The organism is Thalassoglobus polymorphus (assembly GCF_007744255.1).
Taxonomy (GTDB): Bacteria; Planctomycetota; Planctomycetia; order Planctomycetales; family Planctomycetaceae; genus Thalassoglobus; species Thalassoglobus polymorphus.
The window spans coordinates 48329-74157 of record NZ_CP036267.1; the positions used below are offsets into that span (position 1 = coordinate 48329).

At 50.6% G+C, this 25829-nt stretch carries 14 protein-coding genes; 5 read left to right on the forward strand and 9 right to left on the reverse strand.

Going from position 1 to position 25829, the window contains the following annotated elements; all coding sequences use genetic code 11:
• Window positions 1-61 precede the first annotated feature (61 nt).
• Both Mal48_RS00145 and Mal48_RS00150 read right to left on the reverse strand, forming a co-directional pair.
• A complete protein-coding gene (locus Mal48_RS00145; RefSeq protein WP_145194996.1) occupies window positions 62-3586 on the reverse strand; it encodes a hypothetical protein in 3525 nt (1174 codons plus the stop codon).
• 347 nt (window positions 3587-3933) lie between these two features.
• Window positions 3934-4221, reverse strand: a complete 288-nt coding sequence (locus tag Mal48_RS00150) for a putative quinol monooxygenase (protein WP_145194998.1) — start codon at window positions 4219-4221, stop codon at window positions 3934-3936.
• A 258-nt stretch (window positions 4222-4479) separates the two neighbouring features.
• Here Mal48_RS00150 and Mal48_RS00155 point away from each other — a divergent pair, with 258 nt between their 5' ends.
• Complete coding sequence (locus Mal48_RS00155; RefSeq protein WP_145195000.1) at window positions 4480-5799, forward strand: nucleotide sugar dehydrogenase; 1320 nt, start codon at window positions 4480-4482, stop codon at window positions 5797-5799.
• Between the two features lie 346 nt (window positions 5800-6145).
• Here the strand turns inward: Mal48_RS00155 and Mal48_RS00160 are convergent, their stop codons facing one another.
• Entirely contained in the window at window positions 6146-6424 is a 279-nt protein-coding gene (locus Mal48_RS00160) for a branched-chain amino acid aminotransferase (protein ID WP_145195002.1), read from the reverse strand.
• A 346-nt stretch (window positions 6425-6770) separates the two neighbouring features.
• Here Mal48_RS00160 and Mal48_RS00165 point away from each other — a divergent pair, with 346 nt between their 5' ends.
• Window positions 6771-7655, forward strand: a complete 885-nt coding sequence (locus tag Mal48_RS00165; RefSeq protein ID WP_145195004.1) for a homocysteine S-methyltransferase family protein — start codon at window positions 6771-6773, stop codon at window positions 7653-7655.
• A gap of 216 nt (window positions 7656-7871) precedes the next feature.
• On the forward strand, window positions 7872-12131 hold the full coding sequence (locus Mal48_RS00170; RefSeq protein WP_145195006.1) for a beta strand repeat-containing protein: 4260 nt from the start codon (window positions 7872-7874) through the stop codon (window positions 12129-12131).
• 18 nt (window positions 12132-12149) lie between these two features.
• Here Mal48_RS00170 and Mal48_RS00175 read toward each other — a convergent pair whose 3' ends face one another.
• A complete protein-coding gene (locus Mal48_RS00175; protein WP_145195008.1) occupies window positions 12150-13235 on the reverse strand; it encodes an XdhC family protein in 1086 nt (361 codons plus the stop codon).
• A gap of 495 nt (window positions 13236-13730) precedes the next feature.
• Complete coding sequence (locus Mal48_RS00180) at window positions 13731-14186, reverse strand: hypothetical protein (RefSeq protein ID WP_145195010.1); 456 nt, start codon at window positions 14184-14186, stop codon at window positions 13731-13733.
• Window positions 14187-14345: 159 nt separating this feature from the next.
• On the opposite strand from Mal48_RS00180, the gene Mal48_RS00185 reads away from it, so the two are divergent.
• Window positions 14346-15347: a sugar phosphate isomerase/epimerase family protein gene (locus Mal48_RS00185; protein WP_145195012.1), complete on the forward strand. Its 1002-nt coding sequence runs from the start codon at window positions 14346-14348 to the stop codon at window positions 15345-15347.
• Between the two features lie 261 nt (window positions 15348-15608).
• Here Mal48_RS00185 and Mal48_RS00190 read toward each other — a convergent pair whose 3' ends face one another.
• The 3 genes from Mal48_RS00190 to Mal48_RS00200 form a co-directional block, all read right to left on the reverse strand.
• Window positions 15609-17039, reverse strand: coding sequence for a DUF1501 domain-containing protein (locus Mal48_RS00190; RefSeq protein WP_231739806.1), 1431 nt, complete (start codon window positions 17037-17039; stop codon window positions 15609-15611).
• Between the two features lie 237 nt (window positions 17040-17276).
• Window positions 17277-20396: a DUF1553 domain-containing protein gene (locus tag Mal48_RS00195; RefSeq protein WP_145195014.1), complete on the reverse strand. Its 3120-nt coding sequence runs from the start codon at window positions 20394-20396 to the stop codon at window positions 17277-17279.
• A 350-nt stretch (window positions 20397-20746) separates the two neighbouring features.
• The gene (locus tag Mal48_RS00200; protein ID WP_145195016.1) at window positions 20747-21586 is read right to left on the reverse strand and encodes a phytanoyl-CoA dioxygenase family protein; all 840 of its coding nucleotides are present in this window, start codon (window positions 21584-21586) and stop codon (window positions 20747-20749) included.
• A gap of 171 nt (window positions 21587-21757) precedes the next feature.
• Between Mal48_RS00200 and Mal48_RS00205 the strand changes: the two genes are divergently transcribed.
• A complete protein-coding gene (locus Mal48_RS00205) occupies window positions 21758-24574 on the forward strand; it encodes a DUF1553 domain-containing protein (RefSeq protein WP_145195018.1) in 2817 nt (938 codons plus the stop codon).
• A 108-nt stretch (window positions 24575-24682) separates the two neighbouring features.
• Here the strand turns inward: Mal48_RS00205 and Mal48_RS00210 are convergent, their stop codons facing one another.
• Window positions 24683-25705, reverse strand: a complete 1023-nt coding sequence (locus Mal48_RS00210) for a mitochondrial fission ELM1 family protein (RefSeq protein ID WP_145195020.1) — start codon at window positions 25703-25705, stop codon at window positions 24683-24685.
• Window positions 25706-25829 lie beyond the last annotated feature (124 nt).

Below are 25829 nucleotides of genomic sequence, written 5' to 3' on the forward strand. Positions count from 1 at the left end.
TCAGCCTCAACACTTTGGAAAACGAAACACAAACGGAGAACGGAGAAAAAGAACTGGACAACTAATCAGAGCCGGGCGGGTCTGTGCTGTTCTCCGTTTCCGCGTTGTCTTCTGGTTTCTCAGGTGTTGTTGTTTGTGATTCTGTCGGTGATGTCGGTTCTACACTCGCAGCAGGAACAGCACCGATCGCAGTCGGAGCGACGGTTACTGATTTCGAACTGAAAGATCTCACCAGATTGAACAGGCCATGCACGACCCAAAGTCCAATGAGTAGTAAGAGTCCGTAGCGGGCAGCGTGCAATCCCTGGCTGAGGGCGTGACTATCTGAGAGTCCATATAGCGCCGCAGCGAAGGCTGCGATGAGCAACATTCCGAGTTTGTTCTCCCAAGAGGTTCGCAGGAGAACCCAGCCAATCAGGGCAATGGCGATACTGACGATCAAAGTCATTGTCACGCGATTCCACCACATGACTTTGATTTTTTGTGCTCCACCTAAGTTGGTATAGATATACGGGACGCGCCCATCGGTGGGGAATTGAGCCACTCCACCGGGGAATCTTTTTCCCTGCTGAACCCACTTGTCGAGTCTGTCAGTACGGCGGCTGGCCTGTTCTCCAATCAGCACGGAATTTGAGTTGTGGACCTTTTTAAGGTTGAAGTTATTCGGGTCACCGACGAGCGAGTATTTCTCCGGGACCCAGACAACGACTTTCAATTCCTGTGCCACACTCGATTCTCCATCACCAATGACTGGCAACGGGAGCGAAATGCGTCCACGTCCGAAAGTACTCTCACCAAGCGGCGGATTGACACGCCATAAAAATTGGAACGTCAACAGGAACGATTCCTCTGACGATTCTGTTCTGGCAACATTGACCCAGAATGGAGTCCAGTCGGGACCGAGGGATTCGGAGTCGAGAACTTCTGCTTTTTCGAGTTTGACTTCTCGGTCATTCAGGAATGTCCCGAGGACTTCGAGGTTCACTGGCAAGTGAACGAGCAAGCGTTGACGCTCGGTTGATTTCACGTTGAAGCGGCAGCGATAAGTCGCTTCTGCATCTTCCCCTGAGACGATTTCCACGAGTCCGCGAGAGATAACAGTTGAAACGACTTCCTGAATGTCGTGGCGGGCCTGAGTGAGCTTGAACGTTGGTCGGTCGTTAGGATTTGCGTTGAAGTATCGGTAAGCGAGCGTTCCTGATTGTGGAAGCGTTTTGAGTTCTCGGAGATCAATTAATTCGATTTCGCCCCCGTTGGCCTCGGCGGAAATCGACAACGAACGTTCTTTTTTGACAAGCAACTCGCCCTGAACGTTTGCGAGATCGTTGGTAGTTTCGCCTGCGTCATTGACTTGTCCAAGTGGTCGAATGAGCTGAACTGTCAGCGAATTTTGTGCACCGCTTGGGGCGTCAGCAGGTGGTTCATCGGCATCGGTATCGGCGTCCTCTTCGGCAGGTGTTTCGCCACCTGATTCGGTGACGTCATAAGTGATAATGAAACGTTGCCGCCCGAGGACTTCTCGTTGAGTTTCAATGGTCCAGATGACCCAGCCATCGACAGGATCTGAGGCGGTCCGTTGTTTAATTGGAGCAGATGCCTGATCACCCGGAGAGGTTTCAATTTGAATCTCGTTTGAAATACTCTCTGGGACTTCAAAGCGGAAGGTGTCGACGCCGGAGTATTCGATGAGATAGTCGAGTTGTGTTTGAATTTGCGTCAGTTCCGGTTGAACATCAACAGTCGTTCCGACCTGAGCAGAAAGACGAGTCGGCTTTCGTTTGGTCCGGACCGAAATCGCCAAAGGTCGGCGACTGAAACTCCAGGCTGAGTTCAGCGAAACAGCTCCGGTGCGTCCTTGGTTCGCGGGAAGCGGCTGTGCCCCTTCGAGTCCATCCTGATCAGTGATCACTTCGATGGCATCTTTGGCGTAAACGAAAATCGTACCTGTTTCGCGTTCCGCGCCCAGAGGTTCGATGAGTGGCAATGCTTGGGACGTTTCGTCTTCAGTCAGTTCTCGATGCGAACGAATGACAAGCTGAATGGCTCCCTGCGTTCGTTCATTGAGGGTGACCGTCAGTTCGTTTTTGTCGTTGTCGACGTTGTACTCTTTCATCTGAGGAGACTGCACGTTGTCGACCGTCAGATCCTCGGGGAGTGCCAGTTTTAGCTCGAAGATCCCGGCTCGTTCAACGTTGTATTGCAAAGTGTTACTGACTTGCAGCTCATCGTCCTGAAACGTCAACACGATTTGATGGCCAATCATCAGCCGAGGTTCAACCGGTTTCGCGTTCAATTTGAGAGCGAGTTCGGGCGAGTAAAACTTGTAGGTGAGCGCGTTGGAGCCTTTGAGTCTTGCGTCGACGTTTCCGGATTCAATCCGCACAACACCTTGCTGTTCCGCAATGGTGAGATTCACATCGGGAGAATGCCGGATTGCGAGTTGCCCACTTTCTCGAACCGCATCCATGGCATGAATTCCCATGGCGGCTGAGCCTTGTGTCCAGCCAGCCACGTCAAACTGACCATTCTCAAGTTTGCGTTCAGTATGGACTTCAACGGTGACAGGTTTCTCAACTGCGGAGAGAAACTCAATCTGCACAATTTGATTTCCTTCAGCTTCTGTCGTCTCCCAATTCTTAATGCGGGCAGATGCGGTGACATCAAGAATGCGATGATCTTTCGGGACAACAATTCGGCATTCGGACATCGAGCCGCGAAGAATTTCGAAGTTCAAATACGCGTCGGTGTGAATCAATCCGTCTTCCAGCGTGACGAGCGTATGATTGGTGACGCTCGAGAGCAGGTTCATTTCTGGTTTGAGGCTGGTTTCTGGATGCCATTGAATTGTGACGGTTTTTGTTGATCCGATATTTGCTCGCAGGTGGGTGACCTCTTCCTCGGTCGTTGCATCCATTTCAGCAGTGTCGAGTTCGATGATCGTCGGGGTGACTTTGATCGCCTGATCCTTTTTAGGGACCGTCACATCGAGAGTCGAAACTGCGACTGGTGGAGTGTTGAAGACGAATCGACGGCCGTCGGGGGATTGGCTGACCGGGACCGCCATTTCAATAGTCACCGTTTTGTCGCCGGGGGAATCGAAGAACAATTCGTATCTTCCCTCGCCGAGGCCTCGTGCAAGAACGTTGTCGCCACTAATTTTTCCGACTGCTGCTTCGCCAAAGTCGACGATTTGCCAGACCCAGGATTTCCCGAGGACTTTGATTTTCAATGTAGCGGTGATGCGAGCAACTTCGCCATCAATTTTCACAACATAGTCTGAGGATGTGATGATGGCTGCCGGAGAGGCGGGTTCTTTTTGATGTTTTTTCCAGACTTCGAGCATCGCTTTGAATTCTGCGTATGGCAGAACAACATTCGACTCGGGATTCTGAAAAGCTCCGTCGAGGTCTTTGAACGGGATATAGATAATCCGCTCACCTGTGGGGGTGACGACCTCTTCAGGAGTTGTGGCCTCGGCAGGATTCTCGCTCGAATCTCCGGCGTCCTGCCCGAAGAGGTTGGGCGACGACGACACGAAAAATGCCAGAAGGGACAAACTAAATGCTAGAACGACTTTATGTCTCATCACGTGAGCCTCGTGGTCATGTCGATATCACAATACAGGACGGCCTCTCAGTTTACGCGATTTGAGTGATTTACGTAAACAGGACTGTCTCCTAAGAGGCTACCGAATTTGACGCTCTTCAAATCAATCTCTCTTCACGTTTTCACCATGTTTTACGTTATTTTGACAAGTTTCTTAGAAATCTCAGAGGTTCGCCCGGATTCTCGCACAATTGAATTGGTGTTCGAGCTCGACTTCGTGTCGCAGAGAATTGTCACATTTGAAATTACCGCTGTTGAAAGTGTCACAGTTGAACACTGTTAAACGGCAACGTGATTTTCACGGGGAGGGCAAACTTCGAAAATCCTCTATTCGATGATATCCAAGAAGTGTGGTTCGCGGTCGACGAGTGGAAGAACCTGAGGGTGATAGATTTCGGTGTACGCTTTCGCGGTCTTGTGAACTTCCCAAGTCTCTTTCGATTCCCATCGTTCGATGAGCATGAAGATTTTAGGATCGTTCTGGGAGTGGCAGACCTCGAAAGTCTGGCAGCCAGGTTCTTGCCGAGAGAGTCGACCAGCTTCTGTCAGGAGTCCCTGCACTTTGTCGATGTTGGTTTCGTCTTGAACAGTTAAGATGACGTTGATTGCAAACATTTTCACCAGTTCCGATTTTCTTGGTAGTCATGGATACATCGCTTCGTTCTAATTCTTGACAATAGCGATGAGTTTCGCAGCTAGAGCGGTTTTGATAAAGGTGTAGCAGTCCTGTCTCGTGGCAAACAGCCAATCACCTGACAAGACGCTCAATTCGCGGACACAAGAAACACGCAAGTGTTCTAGTATAGCTGCTCGAAAATACTTCGCTCTCTACTCAGCAGTCAAATCGACACCACGTCACATCGAGGGGCTTTTATGTCAGCGGAATTGTTACAGAAAATTGAGTCAACTGAAGCGGTGATTGGCGTCGTCGGGTTGGGATATGTTGGCCTCCCGCTGATTGATGCCTTTTTCAATGCCGGGTTCAAAGCGTTGGGGTTTGATGTCGACGACAAGAAAGTTCAGGCGTTGAACTCGGGCCAAAGTTACATCAAGCATGTTTCGTCGGAGCAGATCCAGAAGTGGCGAGCGGACTCAGAGTTTGAAGCGACAAGTGACCTCACTCGGCTTTCCGAACCAGATGTCATCATTATTTGCGTGCCAACACCCTTGAACGATAGCCGAGACCCTGATCTCAGCTATGTCTCCGGGACAGGTGAGAGTATCGCAGCTGTGCTCCGACCGGGGCAATTGGTTGTTCTCGAAAGTACGACGTACCCCACAACAACACGATCGGTGTTGTTGCCAATCTTGGAACGGTCGGGGCTGACACCGGGAAAAGATTTCTTCTTAGCCTACAGTCCGGAACGGGAAGATCCCGGAAATCCTGTTTACTCAGCTGCGAAGATTCCGAAGGTCGTTGGCGGGATCGATGAGCAGAGTCTGGAAGTGGCTTCGAAGCTGTACTCACATGCTGTGGTTAACGTCGTGCCAGTGACGACAACAGAAATTGCTGAAGCTTCCAAGATTCTGGAGAATACGTACCGCGCTGTGAATATTGCACTCGTCAACGAGTTGAAGATTCTTCTGGATCGGCTCGACATTGATGTCTGGGAAGTGATCGCGGCTGCGAAGACAAAGCCTTTCGGGTTTCAAGCATTCTATCCGGGGCCGGGGCTCGGCGGTCACTGCATTCCAATCGATCCGTTTTACTTAACGTGGCTGGCACGTCGACATGGTTTGACGACACGATTCATCGAACTTGCCGGTGAAGTGAACTCGCGAATGCCCGAGTATGTGATTAGCCAGCTTTCTAAATTCATGAACGAAGCTGGCAAGCCAATTCGCGGAAGCAAGATCTGTCTGCTGGGAGTGGCTTATAAAAAGGATGTCGATGACCCTCGTGAAAGTCCTTCGTTTGTATTAATGGAATTGCTGCTAGAATGGGGAGCAGACCTTTCATACAGCGATCCGCACGTTCCCAAAATTCCAAAAATGCGGCATCATGATCTTCCGGAATTACAAAGCCAGGAACTGACAGCGGAGTTTTTGGCTGAGCAGGATTGCGTCCTCATTGCGACTGATCACTCAGCTTATGATTACGAATTCATTGTTGAGCATTCTCAGCTTATTGTCGACACGCGCAACAGCACGCTGAATGTGGCGTCTGGGCGAGAGAAGATCCGAAAAGCTTGACGTGATACGCAATGTCGGCGATGACTTTTGTCATGCGCAAAAAAAATGCCCTCATCCGTCGATGAGGGCATTTTTGGCAAGTCACCAACCCCACGCGGTACTTGCCGGGTGTCGGGACTGATTCGCCTGTGCGAGAACTGATTCAATCAACTTGATTTGCGGATTCTCGACGATTGAGAAGTCCATTCAATTCAGAGAAGACTGAAAAGTTCAACTTTCTGTGGGAGGCGAATCGGCAATCAATGTGAGAGCATTGAGAGAGGACGCAAAAGACGATGTTGAAAGTGAGAGTCAATCAGTTTTCTTTTTGCTGAGTGCTTCACTTTCCTCGCGAATTTGTGAGAGCTTATTGGACGTCGAACTGTCCAGCACAGAAGTCGACGGTGTCGTAGAAGTCGCTGCAATCGACCCAGCCTTTGTGTCCTTGCATTCCTCTGACTTCGTACGATTGCTGAATCCCGCTGAATGCGGAACCGACGTCTTCCAGTTCGTTGTTGATGTTCAGTGCCAGTTCTGAGAGTCCGACGATCATTCCGAGGACGACAATCGTTGCGACAAGAACAAGTTCAGCAGAAACAATGAAACCGGCTTCGTCGTTGAGGAGTGAGTTGAATAGAGCGTTCATCGTGGGGTTCCTTGTGTTGGAAAGAATTGTTTTTGATGAAAGAACCTAAAGCGAAGCCAGTGCCAAAACTGTTCAAGCAGGTTGTCATTTTGATTACCAGACGAGCTCTTGTTTCTCGTAAGTGGTTGTCGTGTAGCTGCTTACGAAATGTTTAGAAATCTGAATCCTCTCCTGGCGTTGCCTGATGCTTAGAAACCTCAGTGATGTCTTTTTGCTACGTCGATTTTGCGAGAATCTTGGAAGCCGATCTGAGTTCGCTGTAAAATGTGATTTGGGATGAAGTTACAATTCGTGATGCCAGAATGCATCAGTGTTGCGGGAAGGCCACTTTTGAGGATCGATCGCTATGCCGGACCAACTCATTCATGATCGGCTTCAAGAAAAATCTATTATCTTGATGGATGGAGCGACCGGAACTGAATTACAGCGACGCGGGTTTGAATTGCAATCTCCGGGGTGGTCGGCAACTGCTATTCGAGAAGCCCCAGAGATTCTGTTGTCGATTCATCACAACTACGTTGGGGCAGGAGCAGAGATCCTCACAACGAATACTTTCCGGACTCACTCACGGAATTTGAAAGAAACAATCTGGGCAAATGATGCGAGGCAGCTGACAATTGATGCGGTCGCGATCGCTCGGCAAGCTTCGAATGGGCTCGCCTATCTCGCTGGCTCGATTGCCCCGCTGGAAGATTGTTATTCGCCAGAACTGACGCCCTCAGAGTCAGAACTTGAAGCGGAACACGCATTGATGATTGAGAATTTACTCGCTGCGGGGGTAGATTTTCTCTTATGCGAAACACAAATCACGATCCGAGAAGCGTCGATTCTGGCTACGCTTTGTCAGCGAAGTCGAGCCCCTTTCATGATCAGTTTCACCTGCGGACGGGATGGAAAACTGCTCTCAGGGGAATCTCTGGCCGAAGCGGTGAAGAGTGTGATGTGCTTTGGGCCAGAAGCAATCCTTGTGAATTGCATCCCAATCGATGAAGTGCTGCCTGCTCTTCAGGAGATCCACAAGACTGCCCCTGAAATGGTCCTTGGCGCCCAGGCGAACACTGGCAGGTTGGTCTCCAACGGAACTTGGGAGTCAACTGAGGGTGAGTATCCGGCAGTTTACGCCGAATTCGCAATGACCTGGAAAGAGTTTGGTGCCCGCTTGATTGGAGGCTGCTGCGGAACAGGTTCGCAGCACATAAAGTTCTTGAATGAAACAGTTTGCGTTGATTGAATTAGTCTTGCGATTCCCGCGAATTGCGTTGAATTTCTGCCGCTTTGGGCCCTCTTTTGGCGAAAGTCGATCTTCCTGCTGTGATTCTCTTTAAGTAGTTTCCGGCGATCATCCTCTCTCCACATCTCGATTACAGATTCTCTCGCGAACGACTCGCGAAAGCGTCCCACGTACGCAGTTCCTGCGCACGCTCATCCTGATTACCCCCATCGACTCATGAGACGAATCGCAAACTTATTTGGCTTACGCCGCTTCGGTCCTGACAACTGTTCAGAGGCTGCTCGCGAATCGATTCGGGTTGAGGGAGCAACGATGACCAACCAAATCCACCAGTCAAGACGACAAACGCCGGTTCAATCTCCGGCGTCTCAAGATGGAACCTGGGGTATGCATATGTCCTTGCTTCAACGAGCGAGTCAAGCCACTCGGCTTTTCAATCGAGCAAGTCTTCAACGAGCGTCAGTGAAAACCGGTCGCTATGTGGCGGCCTTCGCACTCGCCTTGGGAATTGCCTCGCCGACATTCTCGGATGATCAATTTCCGGGGGACATCGATTACACGATCCCCGTGAATGCTCACTCGATTCCAGACTACTCCGGGTCTCTTAAATCACAACCTACAAATGGGGTTGGTGGATTTGGAATGATGGGACGAGCGGGGCATGAAGCAGGGGATACCGTCGGCCGAGAAGGCTCGCTCACCTACTTCGACCTGGCTCCTTACACCTTCCACGGAGACACCATGTTCTTCGGGGATGGTCGTCTGTTTGTCACCAATCGGGGCAAGATGGGTGGTAGTGCCGGTTTGGGAATGCGGCATTTCTTCCCTTCCAAGAATACCGTTCTTGGTTCCACCTTTTACTACGATCACGATGAGTCTCGTGGGGTTACGTTTGAGCAATTCACAATTGCTGGCGAAATCCTGACGGAATTCTTCGACGTTCGTACGAACGTTTACATCCCCTTTGGCGATAAACAACAAGTGACCGACGTTCGATTTGAACCTGGCACTCAAATGTTTGTGGATGCCATCGGGCCTGGCGGAAGTGTGCAGGGAAGTAACATTAGCTTTCAGTCTCGAACATTTTCCTCCGCAGCTTTGGAAGGGTTCGACACTCTCCTTTCGACACCGATTCAAGGGACTCTTGCCGAGAAACACAATCTGGAAGTCTCCGCAGGAGCTTACCACTACCAGGCGCGTGGGCTCGATTTAGAGAAAGTGACCGGATTCAAACTTCGGATGGATGGGGACTTTCTTGATCGACTCTCGCACATGTTCCTCGAGGTGACGAGCGACAATGTTTTCAATACGAATGTTGTTTTTGGAGCAGATGTCAACTACTGGGGGCACCTGGATCCACAACCTCGTTTGGGAAAAAGTCAGTACAGCCGTATGGCAAGCTGGGTTCGAAGAAGCCGAACCGTTTCAACTTTGGATAACAGCGCGTTGAACGCACCAGAGCTGGCAATTAATCCCGATGATGGTGATCCATACTTGATCTACCATGTTCGAAACAATCCAAATCCACCACCTGGAAACTTCCCGGCACCCCTTGGAAATGGATCACTCTCGATGCCATTCCAGTACATTCAGGAAGCGATCGACGAGTCTCCTTTTGCCGATATTGTGTTCGTGCAAGCCAACAGCGTGTTTGACGGAGTGGTCGATGGAAATGGAAATGCCACAGCTGTCTTGCGAGACAATGTGCTTGTCCTCGGCGAAGGTGTTCCATTAACAATTCCAGTCGTCGGAATCGTGAACGAAATTGACTTGCCAACAGTCACACCCGGCCCCGCATCCCGACCGATTATTCAGAATGTGACCGGTCCGGTGATCACGATGGGGAACAACAGCCGTTTTGCTGGTTTCACCATTCAGGATTATGCTGATGGGCCTGCGATCCTCGCATCAGGAATTGACAGTGCCGAACTCAATGAACTCATCATCAATAATTCGACCGGGACTCTCGGGTCAGGAATAGAGATCGATTCTTCAACAGGAGGATTTGTCCTGGAGAACATCGCAATCTCGAACACATCCGGGAACGCATTTAGCGTAACTGGCGGCAATGCAACCGTTGTCTTCAATGGCGAGAATACCATCACGAATTCAAGTGGTCTCTCCGTGTTGATCGAAGACGCCGGAGGAAGTGTCAACATGCGGAACACCTCCATCATGGACGACGGTGGCGAGGGGATTTTAGTTCGAGGAACGACAGCAACCTCATCAACTGCGAATGTGACGTTTGATCAAATCGAATTGTTGAACACGAATACAGGCGAGAGTGGTGCTTTTCAAGTCGAAAACCATTCCGCTGGAGTCACCGTGGCAAACGCGATGACAATTGACACACCTCTCACTGGTGGGATTTCAGTCCTGAACCTCCAATCGACAGGTTCAGTTGTCTTCCAGGGAGCAGTCACAATCACAGACCGAAACGATCACGGTCTCTTGATTCAAGATATTGCCGAAGGTCCAGATCCGTTCAATCCCGGTGCTGACCGGGCTGGGCTGGTCACCTTCCAGGACACCTTGACAATTAACGGCTTGGGAACAGCTCCGTCAGCGACGGCTGCGATTGAAGTCCAATCCAGTTCTGGAACGATCACTTTGAACAATGTCGCGATTGATACGAGTCTCGCTCAGGGGATCGACATTCAAGACATCATGGACACCGGGACGACGATCGGACGGTTTGTCGTTGTCGGTCAGACGTCCATTCGAAACGTCCTTGGAAACTCGATTAACATTGAAAACGTTCAAAAATCGATGTACCAAATCGTCTTCACGGACGTGGATATCAACAACCGTGGTTCCGCTGGAATTGATGTTGATACAAGCTCGGCGTTTACTCAATTCCTCGGCTCTGTCCTGATTGACAACCAGTTAGGGACAACCGCTCCAGCGATTGTTATCAATGATAATTCAGGAGACATCGGGTTCAATCTCGTCTCTGTCCAGAATGCACTCGGAGCATTGTCTTCCGACTCCGGTGTTCAAATTACCGACAACACCAATGCAGCCCCGAATGAAATGGCAGATGTCAGTTTCACAAGACTGGATGTGGAGTTCTTTGGGAATTCTGGAGTTGACGATGATACAGCAGTCCGCATCAGTGGAAATGATAACGTTCAGGTCTCAACCGGTACTCTGGATGCAACCGATGCGACAGCGATTCGTGTTACAAACAACTTGCGACATAACCTGATGTTTGAATCGATCACTGCCTCGAACGACCGATTCGGTATTTTTGTCGGAGATAGTATCGGCTCTTTCATCGTGACAGGAGTTGGTCAAAATGCTGCCTCGGGTGGTGAAATTTCCCAAATGACCGTGGATGGTGCTCACTTCAATGACACGCAGTATGTTGAGCTGGGGTACATGGATTTCTTGGGAAATAATCTCGGTATTCATGGACAGACAATCATTGTCGAAGGAGCTGGAATAGATCCTGAAGTTCTCCTTCTCGGGCTCGATATCCGAAACTCGGATCGTGAAGCGATCTTAATGGAAAATGTTTCCGACTTTACCTTGATGGATTCCACACTTGTGAACAACGGTACGGGAGCGAACCAACAGCAAATCGACTTCCTGGCAACGATTGACGAAATTGACATCGATGGTGACGGAGTTGATGACGATCCAGATGACCTCGTGACCTATAATGTGAACATTGTGAACAACAGCGTGATGGACGGGCAAACCACGCTAGCCGGGACCGATATGATCGCCTTGCGAACGGGTGGTGCGATCGGGAAAGGGGCTCCGCTGAACTTTAACTTGCTGAACAACGGAATCCCTGGAGCAATGACTTTCGCAGGCTTGACTCCAAATCGTTCAAACGGAGCGGCGGTTAATGTCACCTGGACAGGGGAGAGTCAAATCATAATGGACTCAAATACAATTCTCTTTGCGAATGGCCCGAATAATCAGACCGGAGTGGAGCTGAATATCGATGGGATTGCTGACGTCCTGTACTCCAATAATGATCTTGCTTCATCAGGAATCAACGATATTGGACTCGACTTTACCTTCCTGGAATCAACAAACCTCATCATCAGCAACAATCTACGTCGAGACGAAGACAATAACGTGATCGCTGGAAGTGGATTCCAAATGACTGGAAACGGAGCTACAGGCATGTCGCTCACATTCCAGAGTGGTGGAAACAATATCGCAATCGAAAACAACCAAATCAACCTGGTCGGCTTTGATAGCACAGGGATTGCCTTTGAACGAATCTTCGCATCGTCAAATGTGGCGATCAACGGAAACGGTATCTTCATGGTCACCGACTTTGACAACGCCAGAGAGGAAGGAATTATCTTCCGCGATGTTCGAGGTGTTATCAATCTCAGTGGAAACGTGAACAACGAGATCCCACTCGGAACATTCTTCCCGTGGTATCTGGACTTCTTCATCCCAGCTGGGACAAGCAATGGTCAGATTATCGTGAACGGAAATGCTGTTCCATAAGCTCAAGCGGTTGGCAGTTCAATTACACGCCTCGGATGTTGAATCCGCAGGCGTGTTTTTTTTTCGCTGTGCTGAATTGCTTTCACAGTTTCTGTGTTGAATCAGCTGAGCAGCAATACTGATGGCAATTTCTGGGACAGTTTGTGAGCCGATTTCCAACCCGATGGGAGCGTGAACCCGGTCGAGCAACTCGGCATCGATTCCATTTCGAATCAGGTCATCGAAGATCAATTTAATCTTCCGCTTCGAACCGATCATCCCGACGAATTTCGGATTCCGCTTGATGATGTGAAACAGGGCCTCCTCATCGTGGTTGTGACCACGTGTTACAATCACGCAGTAAGTTTGCTCGTCGATTTTCAGATTCGGGAGGACTTCGTCGAACTCTCCAATGACCCAGTTCTTCGCTGCCGGGATATTTTCCGAGTTGCAATAGATTTCACGATCATCAACAACCGTGACTTCGAAGTCGGCATCGGCTGCGTAAGTTGTTAGCTGTCGTCCGATATGCCCCGCACCAACCACGATAAGTTTGATCAGCGGCAAACGCGGCAGGTACGAAACCCCCTTGGCAACGCTCGGTCGCGGACGAAGCTTGAGTGGAGGAAGATTTTTGGTCACTGCACTGGGAGGAGTCTCTCCCGTTGAAGATGTGATAAATGTTTCATTGTGGTCAAACAGAAATTGAGTCCCGGCGACCCCGATGGAGTCGTCGAGCAAGACCGCTTCAGTCAGACCTTTCCCTGTCTGTAACAGTTTCAGGGTTGTCTGAAGATATTCCAGATTGGTCTGGGCAGCGACGGGGCTGATCAACATCTTCATGCGGCCGCCACAGATCAGTCCGTCATCCCAACCGTAGTCGTGATTCAGCTGAAACGAGACGACCTCTGACGTTTGTGTGGCGAGATTCTCGAGCGCCTGACGTTTCACTTCCGCTTCGACACAGCCTCCGCCAAGGGTTCCGACTTGAGAACCATCCTCGTGGACAAGCATCGTGGCGCCCGGCTTTTGCGGGGTTGATCCACGGGTCTCGATCAGAGAGGTGAAAACGACATCCTTTCCACTCTCTCTGGCAGCAATGATCGCTTCCAGAACGTTTCGCATTTTGTATCAATCAACAAGGTCTCGCGACAGCGTGTAGCAATAGGGAGGGAACTCCAGAGCGAGTGAAATTCTCGTTACGAGACAACCTCGCTGAGTCACGACGATCGCGCAATCACGAACATAACACCCACCCACAAAATTGTAGGCGGGCCGTCGTTGCAAAGAAAGGAGTCTGTAGGAACGCCTGACTGGAGGGAAGACTCAGTTGTCCACCGACGTACTCAATAAAAACTGATCCAAAGTCGTGGCCACGCTACAGCCGCTTCCAATACAGTGTCGCGCACTGCCTGCTGGCGATCAGCGAGCCCATCGGTGAAATGCGTTTTTCGCAGGTACGACCACGATCGGCACAGCATTAAAGGCTGTCTCATCAGTGAAGCGATGAACGAGCATCAAAAGGGCCATGCAGGTCGCGGAATCGACGAAGCGTTTCCGTACTCTGTTTTCAATGAGGCCTCGGGATGCCTCGGCTTGTCACTCGGCTGGCAACGTCGATTAAACTCCACGGACTCGCAGGAAGCCTGCAATCGCAACGACTACGGTTGCTAGAATCAGCGTGAGTAAGGTCCAGGATTGCGAGTTCTGTCGCATCTTTTCAAACGCTTTCGCACGTCCCGGTAGCACCGATGCGATGAAGAAGACCACAAAAGCGAGGAGAATCTTGATTCCCATATACATGTGATATTTTGAATCACCAGCAGCTTTGTGTTCTGGAATCGCGACCGCGATGTAGTTGTAGAAACCGGAGAAGATCAATAAGCCGATCGCCATTCCTACAAAGGCTCGCCATTTCTTCATAATCCGTTCCTTGAATGCTTCGTGCTCCGCTTCGGGGAGCTCCTTGGCAGCAGGTTTGAGGACCATGAATATAAACATTGATCCACCAAACAGGAGAATGGCAGCGAGAATATGTAAAACGCGTGAAATTACGTGAACAGGGAAAAGATCCATCGATAGCAACCTGTTGAAAGGAAGTTTTTTTTACGATTATGCACGAAGCAGGTTCGGAATGGTAGCTACAAGACGTTTGATCTTTCGACCGTTCTCGGGTACTTTCTGAGGGAATCTTTGCATCAATTTCTGATAGATTATCTTTTGAGGAGAATTGCTATGGGGCGTCCGGTCACCTTGTTTACAGGCCAGTGGGCAGATCTTCCGTTGGAAGAGCTTGCCAGAAAAGCGAAGGAGTTCGGCTACGATGGGCTCGAACTGGCTTGCTGGGGTGACCACTTCGAAGTCGATAAAGCTCTCTCCGACGATACTTATTGCGCCAAAAAACGTGACCTGCTCGAACGTCATGACCTGAAGCTGTTCGCGATTTCAAACCACCTCGTAGGTCAGGCCGTTTGCGACAATATTGATCAGCGGCATCAGGCGATTCTTCCCGAATACGTTTGGGGCGACGGTGACCCCGCTGGTGTCAATGAGCGAGCCATCGAGGAAATGAAAAATACCGCTCGGGCAGCTCAGAAGCTCGAAGTGAGTGTTGTGAACGGGTTTACAGGTTCAAGTATCTGGCCTTACCTGTACGATTTCCCCCCAACACCAACATCGATGATTGAAGCTGGCTTCCAGCAGTTTGCAGATCGCTGGAATCCCATTCTGGACGTTTTTCAGGAATGTGGAGTCCGCTTCGCTTTGGAAGTTCATCCGACCGAAATCGCATTTGATATTTACTCTGCAAAAACGGCACTGGATGCAATTGGTCACCGTGAAGAATTTGGTTTCAACTTTGACCCCAGCCACTTAATTTGGCAAGGTGTTGACCCTGTTGAATTCATTCGAGAATTCCCAAACCGCATCTATCATGTTCATATGAAAGATGCGGCGACGACCCTCAATGGTCGCACTGGAATTCTCTCCAGTCATCTCTCATTCGGTGATCCACGGCGTGGTTGGGACTTCCGTAGCGTTGGGCGTGGAGGAGTTCGTTTCGAAGAGATTATTCGCGCACTGAATGCCGTTGGTTACCCGAGTGATATGCCACTTTCTGTCGAATGGGAAGATTGTGGAATGGACCGCGAACAGGGAGCTGCCGAAGCTGCCGACTTCTGCCACAACATTGACTTCAAGTCAAGCGGAGTCCGCTTCGACGCCGCCTTTGGTGACTGATCGACAGGCTCAGGAATAGATCCTGTTGACACCGATCGAGATAGAAAGGGACCGACAAGGCGAGACCGTAGTCTCACCTTGTCGGTCCCTGATTTTTTGCACTCGATGTGGTCCAAAGGCCAAGTCCGAATCGCGTTGGTGCACACGAGTTCAATACTGCTCGCAACCGGGGATAGAGCCGACTTGAACTGCGAAAGGCCGGAGAACAGTCCACGGTTGAATGGTATCGCTCTTCGATGATGCCATTATGCGATGATACCATTATGCGATGATATCTGTGACGACCTTGGCGGGACGGGAGTGGGTGATGATGTCGAACCGGTTGTTGTGCGGGAATTTCAGTTGCTCGTGGTCCAGTCCGAACAGCCGCATGATCGTGGCTTGGAAGTCGTTCGGGGTCACGACATTTTCGACTGCTTTGTGACCGAATTCGTCGGTCGTTCCATAAGCCATCCCGCCACGGATTCCGCCCCCAGCCATCCAGATGCTAAACCCTTGTCCGTTGTGATCACGTCCAGCTTTCTCGGGAGAAGGATCACCTTGTACGACAGGGAGTCGGCCAATTTCTCCTCCCCAGTGAACGAGTGTCGAATCAAGCAGCCCTCGCTGTTTGAGGTCCGTTACCAATGCGGCTGCTGGCTGATCGGTTTTCTTGCAGATGTTCGTTAAGCCTTTTTTGATGCTGCTGTGGTTGTCCCAGGGTTGACCGCTATGGAACAACTGTATGAAGCGGACACCTCGTTCGACGAGCCGTCTGGCGATCAGGCAACGAGTTCCGTATTCCTTCGTTTCTTTTTGATCGAGTCCGTACATCTTTTGTGTCGCTTCTGTTTCCTGCGACAGATCAAGAGCGTCGGTGGCAGCGGTTTGCATACGGGCTGCCAATTCGTAACTGGCGATGCGAGCATCGAGTTCGGCTTCGTCGGGATGTGTTTTTGAATACTGCTTGTTCAACTCCCGCAGGAAATCGAGATTCTGTCGCTGAATTCCACCAGCCAGGTGAGAGGGTGGTTGCAGGTTCAGGATACGTGGTTCACGCGGTCTGAGAACGGTTCCCTGGAACATGGCGGGCATGTATCCGTTCGACCAGTTTGTTGCCCCATCGACCGGGAGACCGCCGGGGTCAGAAAGAACCATGTAGGCCGGCAAGTTTTGGGACTCGCAGCCGAGACCGTAGACCAACCACGACCCAAGTGTTGGCCGACCGAGTACACCGGGGATGCCGCCGTGGAAGTATCGGATAGAAACTTCGTGTCCGTTCGCTCCCGTGTGCATGCTGCGAATCAGGCACATGTCATCCACGATGTTTGCAGTATGTGGCAATAGTTCGGAGAGTTCCGTACCACATTCACCATGCTTCTGGAATGCAAACGGAGTTCCGAGCAACTTTTTGCTGGCAGCATTCACAAAACTGAAATGAATGTCGCCACTGTAATCCGTGCCACTGTACTTGGTAAGTTCTGGCTTGGGATCAGTGAGATCCATATGGGATGGACCTCCATGTTGAAATAGCGAAATCATCGCTGTCGCACTCGGTGCGAATTGAGGTTTTCTCGGAAGCAAATCGTTGTGCGGACGCGCAACGAGAGCTTCTGGAATAGCGTGAGCCTGTTCCTGTTGCATCAACCAACTGAGAGCAACAGCACCCACGCCCATTGCATTCTGGTTCAGAAATTCACGTCGAGAAATCATGGAGCACCATTATGTCTAAATTGATGTCTTGTTCATGGTTGCGAATAAGTTGCCAGAGCAATTCCAGAATTGATTCTGAAGCCTGCATTTATTCGCTCAGAGATAGAAAAAGCTGATTGTTTCAAAGGTTATCGGGCTGGTTCTGATATTCATCATTTCGTCCTACCTGGTGGTGAGCCCTCTATGAAGTCATGAAAGTGGTCTCTACAGGCACGACAAGGATTGAAAATGCTCTCATCAGTCGATGTACAAGAATTCGTTCGAGGTTAATAGCATTTGGCACAAGTTCACAAGAGCCTGCCGATGAGCAGTACTCCCTTCGGGGACTCCTTGCGGGGTCGTTTCGAAGCTGGCGATTTGCTGGGCTGCAAATGAGACAGCCAGGTTCAATTCGGACTGTTCGGGTTTGCGGCATAACGCGAATTCCCAGGCTTGTTGGATTTGAGCAGGCAGGTCACGACCGTCTGGGAGTGGTCCATGGAACTGTGCTTTGGAATCGAAAGTCTGTGGCGTTCCCTCTTCGGGTGTAAACGCCACTTCGGAAGTCCAAGTGAAGGAATCAGAGTTCTCATTAGCCAGGCAGTCGAGAACGAAGTCAATCGTTTCGCCTGCGGTCACAGTGTGAACTTTTACTGGAGTTGGTTTCGATCCGTTGAGAACATTCCATTCACCGAGTAAGCCTTGCACTGAAGAGACGATGCGTCCGCGTACGCCATCACCATTCGGGCTTCCATGGCTCAGTTTGCCAGTAATCTTGAATTCACCAGCTGACTTCGCAGTCCAGCGACGAATCGAACCTTTGTCCGGTTTGCCGGGGTGTCCACCGGTTGAATTCACGAAGGACCAGCCGATTACGGGATCGGGAACTTTCTCTCCTCCTTGCCAGCGGTTGTCTCCCCACACGGGGTATGGAGTAAAGATCGTTCGCTTTGTTGTTTCGTCATACATGCCATACCCGTACGACCACGAAGATGCCGAGTCGGGGATTTTGGGGAGAGCTGCGAGACGGTCAGCTGTGAGTGGGGGGGCATCTTTCATTGCACGATCCGCAAGTTTTCCAGCTTGATCGAGAATAAATTCCCCATTGAGCAGCATGAGTGATTGAGTCGCAACGGTCGACGAAGACCGCGATTCGCAGTTCACTTCCATCACTGGGGCATCGAACATTTGCAGCATCGCGACGGGTTGGGATCGCCGAACTTGAACGTACAAGCTGCGGCGAGATTGCGAACCATCGACCACGACCTGACCGGTTTCGTCTTCTTTGATTGCGGCAGGGGCGCCGCCGATCTCGGCACTTAAGCTTCCTGAAGCTGCCAACATTCGATCCCGGACAATTTCAGCATCGAGTCGCTGTAATGACTTCCGCCAGTAGAAACGGTTTTCCTGGTCGAGTTCGTTCTTAGCAGGATCACGAAATGTCGATTGTCGCCAAGTTGTGGAAGAGAGGATCACTCGATGTAATTTCTTTAAGCTCCAACCTTCTTCCACGAAGCTCGCAGCCAGCCAGTCGAGTAGTTCTGGGTGTGAAGGTTCTCCACCCAGCTTGCCGAAATCTCCTGCTGTAGGGACAAGTCCGACGCCGAAGTGGTGCATCCAGACTCGGTTTACAATTGTTCTGGCCATCAACGGATTCTCTTTTGAGCTGAGCCAGTGAGCAAAAGCAAGACGCCGTCCACTAGTGGGGAGTTCAGGATTGTCTCGCGGGAACGGTTCTGCTTTTCCTTCTGGCATCACAACGGCAACCGGTCCTGGTTCGATCTCCTGCTTCGGTTGATTGTGGTCTCCACGATGAAAGAGCTTTGTGACCACTGCATGGTTTGCTGGCTCTGTCAGAACTCGCAGGAATTCTTCAGGTGGTTTCTGTTTGCGGATTTCGGCAATCTTTTTATCAAACCCTTTGAGTTCCTCGGCAGCTTTAGGGAGGTACTGATAGAGCACTCCTGGAGTGATCTTGACACTCGGATTCTTGTCGAGCAGTTGCTTTTGTTCAGGGGTACGTTCTTTGACGGCTGTTTCGTATGCAGATTTCAGTTGCTGGCGTAAGGGCTCGTCATACTTCAGCAGTTCCTTCTCAAGTGCCTGCTGCATGTATTCTTTTTGCTTGACGCTTTTCTCCGCAGCGATCTTTTTGACTTCTGCTTCAATCTTGGCAGCCGCTTCGCGATCGGCCTGAGTATAAAGTGAAACGAGCCGTTGGGGAGGTGTTTTCCATTGCTTCCAATCGAGAGCTGGTTCAAAGACAGAACGGACGGCGAAGTAGTCGGCATGTGAAATTGGATCGTAACGGTGATCGTGACACTGAGCACAATTCAGGCTCATACCCATCAGCGAATTCCCGACAATCTTCATGGTGTCGGCAATCACTTTGTTTCGCGCTTCGGGGCTGTTGTCGCCTGAGCCGGTTCCGTCAGCTGCGAGTCGTAAAAATCCGGTCGCTGTCAGGAGTTCGATTTGTTCAGCTGTCCAGTCTCCCTGTTTCGGTCCGGCGAGTTCGTCACCAGCAAGTTGCTCTGTCACAAAGCGGTCGAAAGGTTTGTCTGCGTTCAGCGAATGAATCACATAGTCACGATATTTCCAGACCCATGGGCGAGTAGCGTCTTTGTTCGTAAACCCTTCTGAATCGGCATAGCCTGCAACGTCCAGCCAGTGGCGTGACCAGCGTTCGCCATAGTGAGGCGAAGCAAGGACTGCGGTGAGCAACTTGTCGTACCAGTCGGCATCGGTCGTTTCGAGCCAGTGCTTCAGTTCGTCAGGTGCAGGGGGGAGACCGGTGAGGTCAAAGTAGACTCGTTTGATGAGTGTCAGTCGGTCTGCATCTTCGGAGAACGACAAGCCCTCTGGCATCGCAGCGAGGATCAGTGCATCGATCGGCGTGCGGACTCTCTCTTCTTTCATCTCCGGAATCGCAGGAGGCGTGATCGGCTGATAGGCCCAGTAACTTCGTTCTTCGACACTTAGCGGAACTCCATCACCAATCTCTTCTGGTTCTGGTCGATGCGTGAGTGCTCCACCTTGAATCCAGCGTTCCAGAATCGCAATTTTCTCAGCGGGGACACGGGCTTCCCCAGGTGGCATTTCGCCTGATTTCAATCGTTCCAGCAGCAGGCTGGCAGATGCGTTGTCCAAGTCAATCGCGGGTCCAGAATCTCCGCCTCGTTTCAGGAATCGGACAAGACGCAAGTCGAGATTGGCTTCCATCTCTGTGGTTGCGCCGTGACAGTCGAAGCAGAACTCTCGAAAGATCGGTCTGATCTCTGACTCAAAGCGAGGGACATTCACATCCTCTGCATTTCCAAGCTGAGGAACACAGAGCAGACAGAAAAGGGTTGACCACCATGGCGCAGGTTTTCTCACGGTCACTCTTCTTCACAGGAGGGAGGGAATGGGGCGGGAACTGAAGGACGTGGCGCCGCAACAGTCGAGGATCGTATGTTGGTAATTGTCCCACAACTAATTCGTGAGATCAATACTGGACGAATTTACAGAAAGGCTTTCGCCCTTATTCGAAGTAGACATTTAGGGAATTGTGCGGGCCGATCGGTTGTGAGGGATGGTTCAGGTACAAGGGTTCTAATAATTCCTGAGGGCATGAACTACGTGCTTGAGAGTAAATCCAATCTCGGTCTTTACGTTCTGCCTCGTGGGGAGCAGTCTATGAAGTCATGAAAGCGACCTTCACGGGCACGACAAGCATTGAAAATGCTTTAATCATTTTGCGGACGTTCACGATTCGCCCAATGTCCGCTAGCATCTTGGCCATTCACAAGAACACCCTTTTCGTTCCAGTTCATGGCAGCGTGGACATCGCAGGCTGCATATCGAAGCGTCAATCCACAACGGCGACGGTCGCTATTGTTGGCTTCTGATCCGTGAAGTAAAAGGTCCGAATGCAATGAAATCTGCCCCGCTTTAAGCTCATCGTAAGCGACAGCCCCATATTGCTCAGGATCTTCAACAGTCTGGTTCAAAACATTATGTTCGCCCGAATCGCTGGGGCGATACGTTAGATGCCCGACGTGGTGGCTTCCCGAAACGAACTTCATGCAGGCGTTTTCAATGTCGGCATCATCAATCGCCAGCCAGACGGTGAGTGCTTTCGAAGGGGAGAGAGGCCAGTAACTCGCATCTTGGTGCCAAGCGACAGCTTTGCCGTCGTGCGGCATTTTGCAAAAGAAATGTGAGCCCCACCCCACAACATTTTCTCCGAGAATGTCGGTGACGCAGGCGACAATTTTCGGATGCTTGAGCAGGTCATAAACTCGCCCATACTTCAGATGAGCCGAACTGATTGAATAGCTGTCTCCCCCTTCGGCAATGACCCGATTCAGTAGTTCGTCGAAATAGCTGCGAATGTCCTTGATTTCAGCATCATCGAAAATCGGAATCGGTCGGACATAGCCCTCGCGGTTGAAGTGTTCGACTTGCTCGTTAGAGAGGATTTTTGGCGATGTCACTTTGCTGGGATAGAAGGAAAGGTCCCGTTCCATCTGGTCCAGTTCTTCCTGATCGGGGATCATTTTGAATTTACGAGTTGCGTCAGACATCGAAAACCTCAATTGTGTTAGTATCAGGGACGATGAATATGATACCCTTTTGGAACTGGTCTCGAAACTTGTTGTTCACTTCTCTGGTACAGAGAAAGGTTGTGATGGCATCGGTTTTGAGACGGCTTCTATTTCGGCAATAAAAAACTGACCTTGATTTTCGATGTAACAATGCCTTCACGACTCACCCCGCTATCCTCTTATCGAATCGCAGTTATTGTTTTCTTCTCCCTTTCTTTCCAACTGCTTGGCTCACTTGCAAAGTGCCATGCAGAGGATGAAGGAATTTCCGCATCGGAGGCCGGTCTCGATTTCTTTGAAAAGAAGATTCGGCCTGTGTTGGTTGAGCATTGCTACGAGTGCCATTCTGCAGATTCGAAAATTGTTCGAGGTGGATTGCTTGTTGACAGTGCTGAGGCCTTTCGGAAGGGGGGCGACAGCGGAGAATCAGTCGTTCCCGGAAAACCAGGCGAAGGGACGCTTCTCGATGCGCTGAAGCATGAAACTTTTGAGATGCCGCCAAAGCAGAAACTCCCCGAGCAGGTGATCAGCGACTTTGAAACTTGGATCGCCATGGGAGCTCCCGATCCAAGAAAGGCGACATTGAAGACGGCAGCCAAGAAAATGGGAATGGATCTGGAAACGGGCCGCCAGTTTTGGAGTTTTAAACCGCTCCAGAAAGTCGCTCTGCCGAAAGTTCAGTTCACTGATTGGCCGCAATCAAAAATTGATCAGTTCATTCTCGCGAAACAGGAAGAGCAGGGGCTTCGACCCGGAGCCGATGCAGGTGACCTCACGCTTCTTCGTCGTTTGTATTTTGATTTGACAGGACTTCCTCCAAGTGTCGAACAGGTTCAGGCATTTCAGTCGAACCAAAGTGACGCACGGTGGGCTGAGGTGATTGATGAATTGTTGGCTTCGAAGAATTTCGGAGAGCATTGGGGACGGTATTGGCTGGACCTTGCTCGATATTCGGAATCGACCGGCGGGGGGAGATCTCTGCTCTACCGAGAGTCGTGGCGTTATCGCAACTATGTCATCGACAGCTTCAATGGCGACAAGCCTTACGACACATTCATTCTGGAACAGATCGCCGGAGACCTTCTGGAAGCAGAAGAATACAAGCAACGGCAGCAGCAGATCGTAGCAACGGCTTTTCTTGCTCTGGGGCCTCATAACTACGAGAACCAGGACAAGGAGCAGTTGCGAATGGATATCGTGGATGAGCAAATCGACACGACCGGACGCGTCTTTTTAGGGATGACGATTGGGTGTGCCCGCTGCCACGATCACAAATTCGATCCCATCCCCACGAGCGACTATTACGCATTGGCGGGGATTTTCAGAAGTACAAATTCTTTGGTTGATGGAAACGTTTCAAGGTGGGTCTCAACTCCACTTCCTCAGTCGCAAGAGCAAACGGATTTCATTCGAGCGCATGAATCGAATCTTGCGGAGACAAATCAGGCTCTTCGAAAACTCCAGGCTCGCATGACTCAGTTGAAAGTCGGCTTGCCTGCGATCCTCGTCGATACGGACCAGGCGACGCTGGTTGGAGAATGGACGGAAAGCCAATCAGTCAAAGGATACGTTGGTGAGAACTATCGACATTCCTCAGATCTGACCTCAAGTGCGACCTATGATATCCCGGTTCAGCCGGGACTGTATGAAGTTCAGCTCAGCTACACCCCTGCATCGAACCGAACTCGAAAAGCAAAAGTGACGGTTCAACATGCAGAAGGCGAAAAAGAGTTCTTGATTAACCAACAGCTGACCCCCAGTGAGGATGGAACCTTTCATTCACTCGGGGAGTTTGAAGTGCAAGAGTTGCTCACCGTGCAGGTTCGCCCGACAGAGATGTCTCCCACGATTATTGATGCCGTCCGTTTGATTTCGAAATCCGATCTCAACGGTGAGTTGGCTGAGAAGCTTCAAAAGGAGTTAGCCGAAGCAAACGTCGAGCTCACTGCACTACAGGCGAAACTGAAAAAACTGGAGGCCAACGCTCCTGAGAAGCCGCCATTGGCAGTCTCTGTGGAGGAAATGGAAAAGGCAGAAGACTACTTTGTGTGCATCCGCGGCAACGTCCATAATTTGGGGGAACCGGTTAAGCGTGGTTTTTTGTCTGTGATTCAGAGTTCCGAAACGGCTCCCTTACCTGCCGATGCAAGTGGTCGTCTGGAATTCGCCAACTGGATTGCAAGCCCAGAGAATCCACTCACCGCCAGAGTTTTCGTAAATCGTGTCTGGCATTCCCTTTTCGGAGTTGGACTGGTTCGAACCGTTGATAACTTTGGTGTGCCGGGCGAAACGCCATCTCATCCGGAGTTGCTTGATTTTCTGGCGAATGAATTCATTGAAAATGGTTGGTCCATGAAGAAATTGATTCGCCAGATTGTGCTCACCCGGACCTATCAACTCGACAGCACATTGTCCTCAGTTTCAGGTCAGGACCCGGAGAATCGCTACCTCACCCACCAGAATCGAAAACGCCTGAGAGCAGAATCGATTCATGACTCTCTTCTTTCTATGAGTGGTGAACTGGACCCAACCCCAGCTGGCAATTCAATGCGTCCGGGAACCAGAAGTGAGTATGGATACAAATTCGATTTTGGAAAACGAGCAGTGTACTTGCCTGTGTTTCGCAATCGACTCCCAGACCTGTTTACCGTCTTCGATTTTCCAGACCCGAACCTGTCTCAAGGCCGCCGGACCTCCAGTACAGTCTCACCACAGTCGCTCTTCTTAATGAACAGCGAATTTGTCCACATACGATCTGAAGAAACAGCAAAGCGAGTGCTGGCGATCGAAGGTGATGTCCCTCAACGAATCGAATGGCTCATCCTGACAACATTAAACCGATATCCGACCAGCGACGAACAAAGATTGTTTGGGGATTTCCTGGGAGAGGACCCGGAGTCTCTCGAAGCATGGTCACAAGTCTGCCAGGTACTCTTTGGAAGCCTCGACTTTCGATTTGTTGATTAGGGCACGTTTCGAATTGGTTTTCAGTCTCCCATTTAGCTCCCGTTGAGTCACCGGGCGACACAGATAACGTCGTTCCTTTTTGCCTGCTCCCACACCGTTAAAGCGATGTCATGCGTTTGCTTTTTCTTTGTTGTTTGGCCATTTCTTTGCAAGCTCTTGCTGAACTCGCTCTGCCACGCGGGTTGTTTCATCAGGAGGTTGGTACATCCAGTCTTCAATTGATCCATCGAAAGGTTTTGCGAATGAGCCTTCGATCATGGACTTGTGAAAATGTTGAAATTTCTTCGCGGGACGTTTTTCATCGAGCATCTCGATAAAGACTGGCTGTCCGGTCGCGGTTGCTTCGGAAATCATCGAGACGGAATCGCTCGTGACGACGCAGTATGAACAGAGTGCGAGTGCCGACAGGTACGGATTTTCTCCTTTTCCGTCCCACACAAAATGATCTTCTCCGAAAGTTTGACTCAGCGCAGCTGTCGCTTTGGAAGGAGTCCGTCGGGATGGGATAATCGCCAGTTGAAGGTCATCGGTGGCTGCGGACTGGAGGTGTTCCGTCAGCTTCTGGACGTCTTTTTCATCGAATGCGTAATACTTGTTTGGTCCACCGAGAAGCACTGCGATGAATCGAGATGTCAACTTATCCAAACCGCTGACTGGTCCGATTCTGGCAGCTTCCTGAAGTTTCTCCAGAGAGAGGGGATGCATCGCTCCGAGGGTTTGAATGACGTTCTTTCCCTGAAGATTATCATGCTCCGGAGCGACGATGAGATCGAAGCTGTTTCTGCTGCGCTGTGGATCTTGGAGGTGAATGAGAAACGCTGAATTGTTGTAAGCTTTCTTGTATGACAACGCAGCCAAAGCAGCCTGTCGACCACAACTCATAATGAGATCTGGAGCAGGGAGTTGTAAGACTTTCTCCGTCGAGCGAAACGTTCCCGGCTTGAGTGAGACCAGAGGCGAGGGAAGCAGCGTCCAGGGAAATCGGACGCGGGCGTCGAAGGGGATTGATGTCACTCCAATCGCTTCCGCCAGTCCACGTAGCTGACTTTGATGCCCGGCCGCTCCGTCAGCAATTGCCCAGCATGTCAAAGAGGAAAATGAAGGAGTGTTGACGTTGGCTGTGTCAGTCATTTACTCGTCTCAACTCTTCTTGAGATATCGCTGCTGGAAAGCATTCACCCGTATAGAGATCCTACTAGAAAGGCGCCATTCGACATACCCGAATTTGTGAGCCCGATAGTGAGAGTTTTCGATG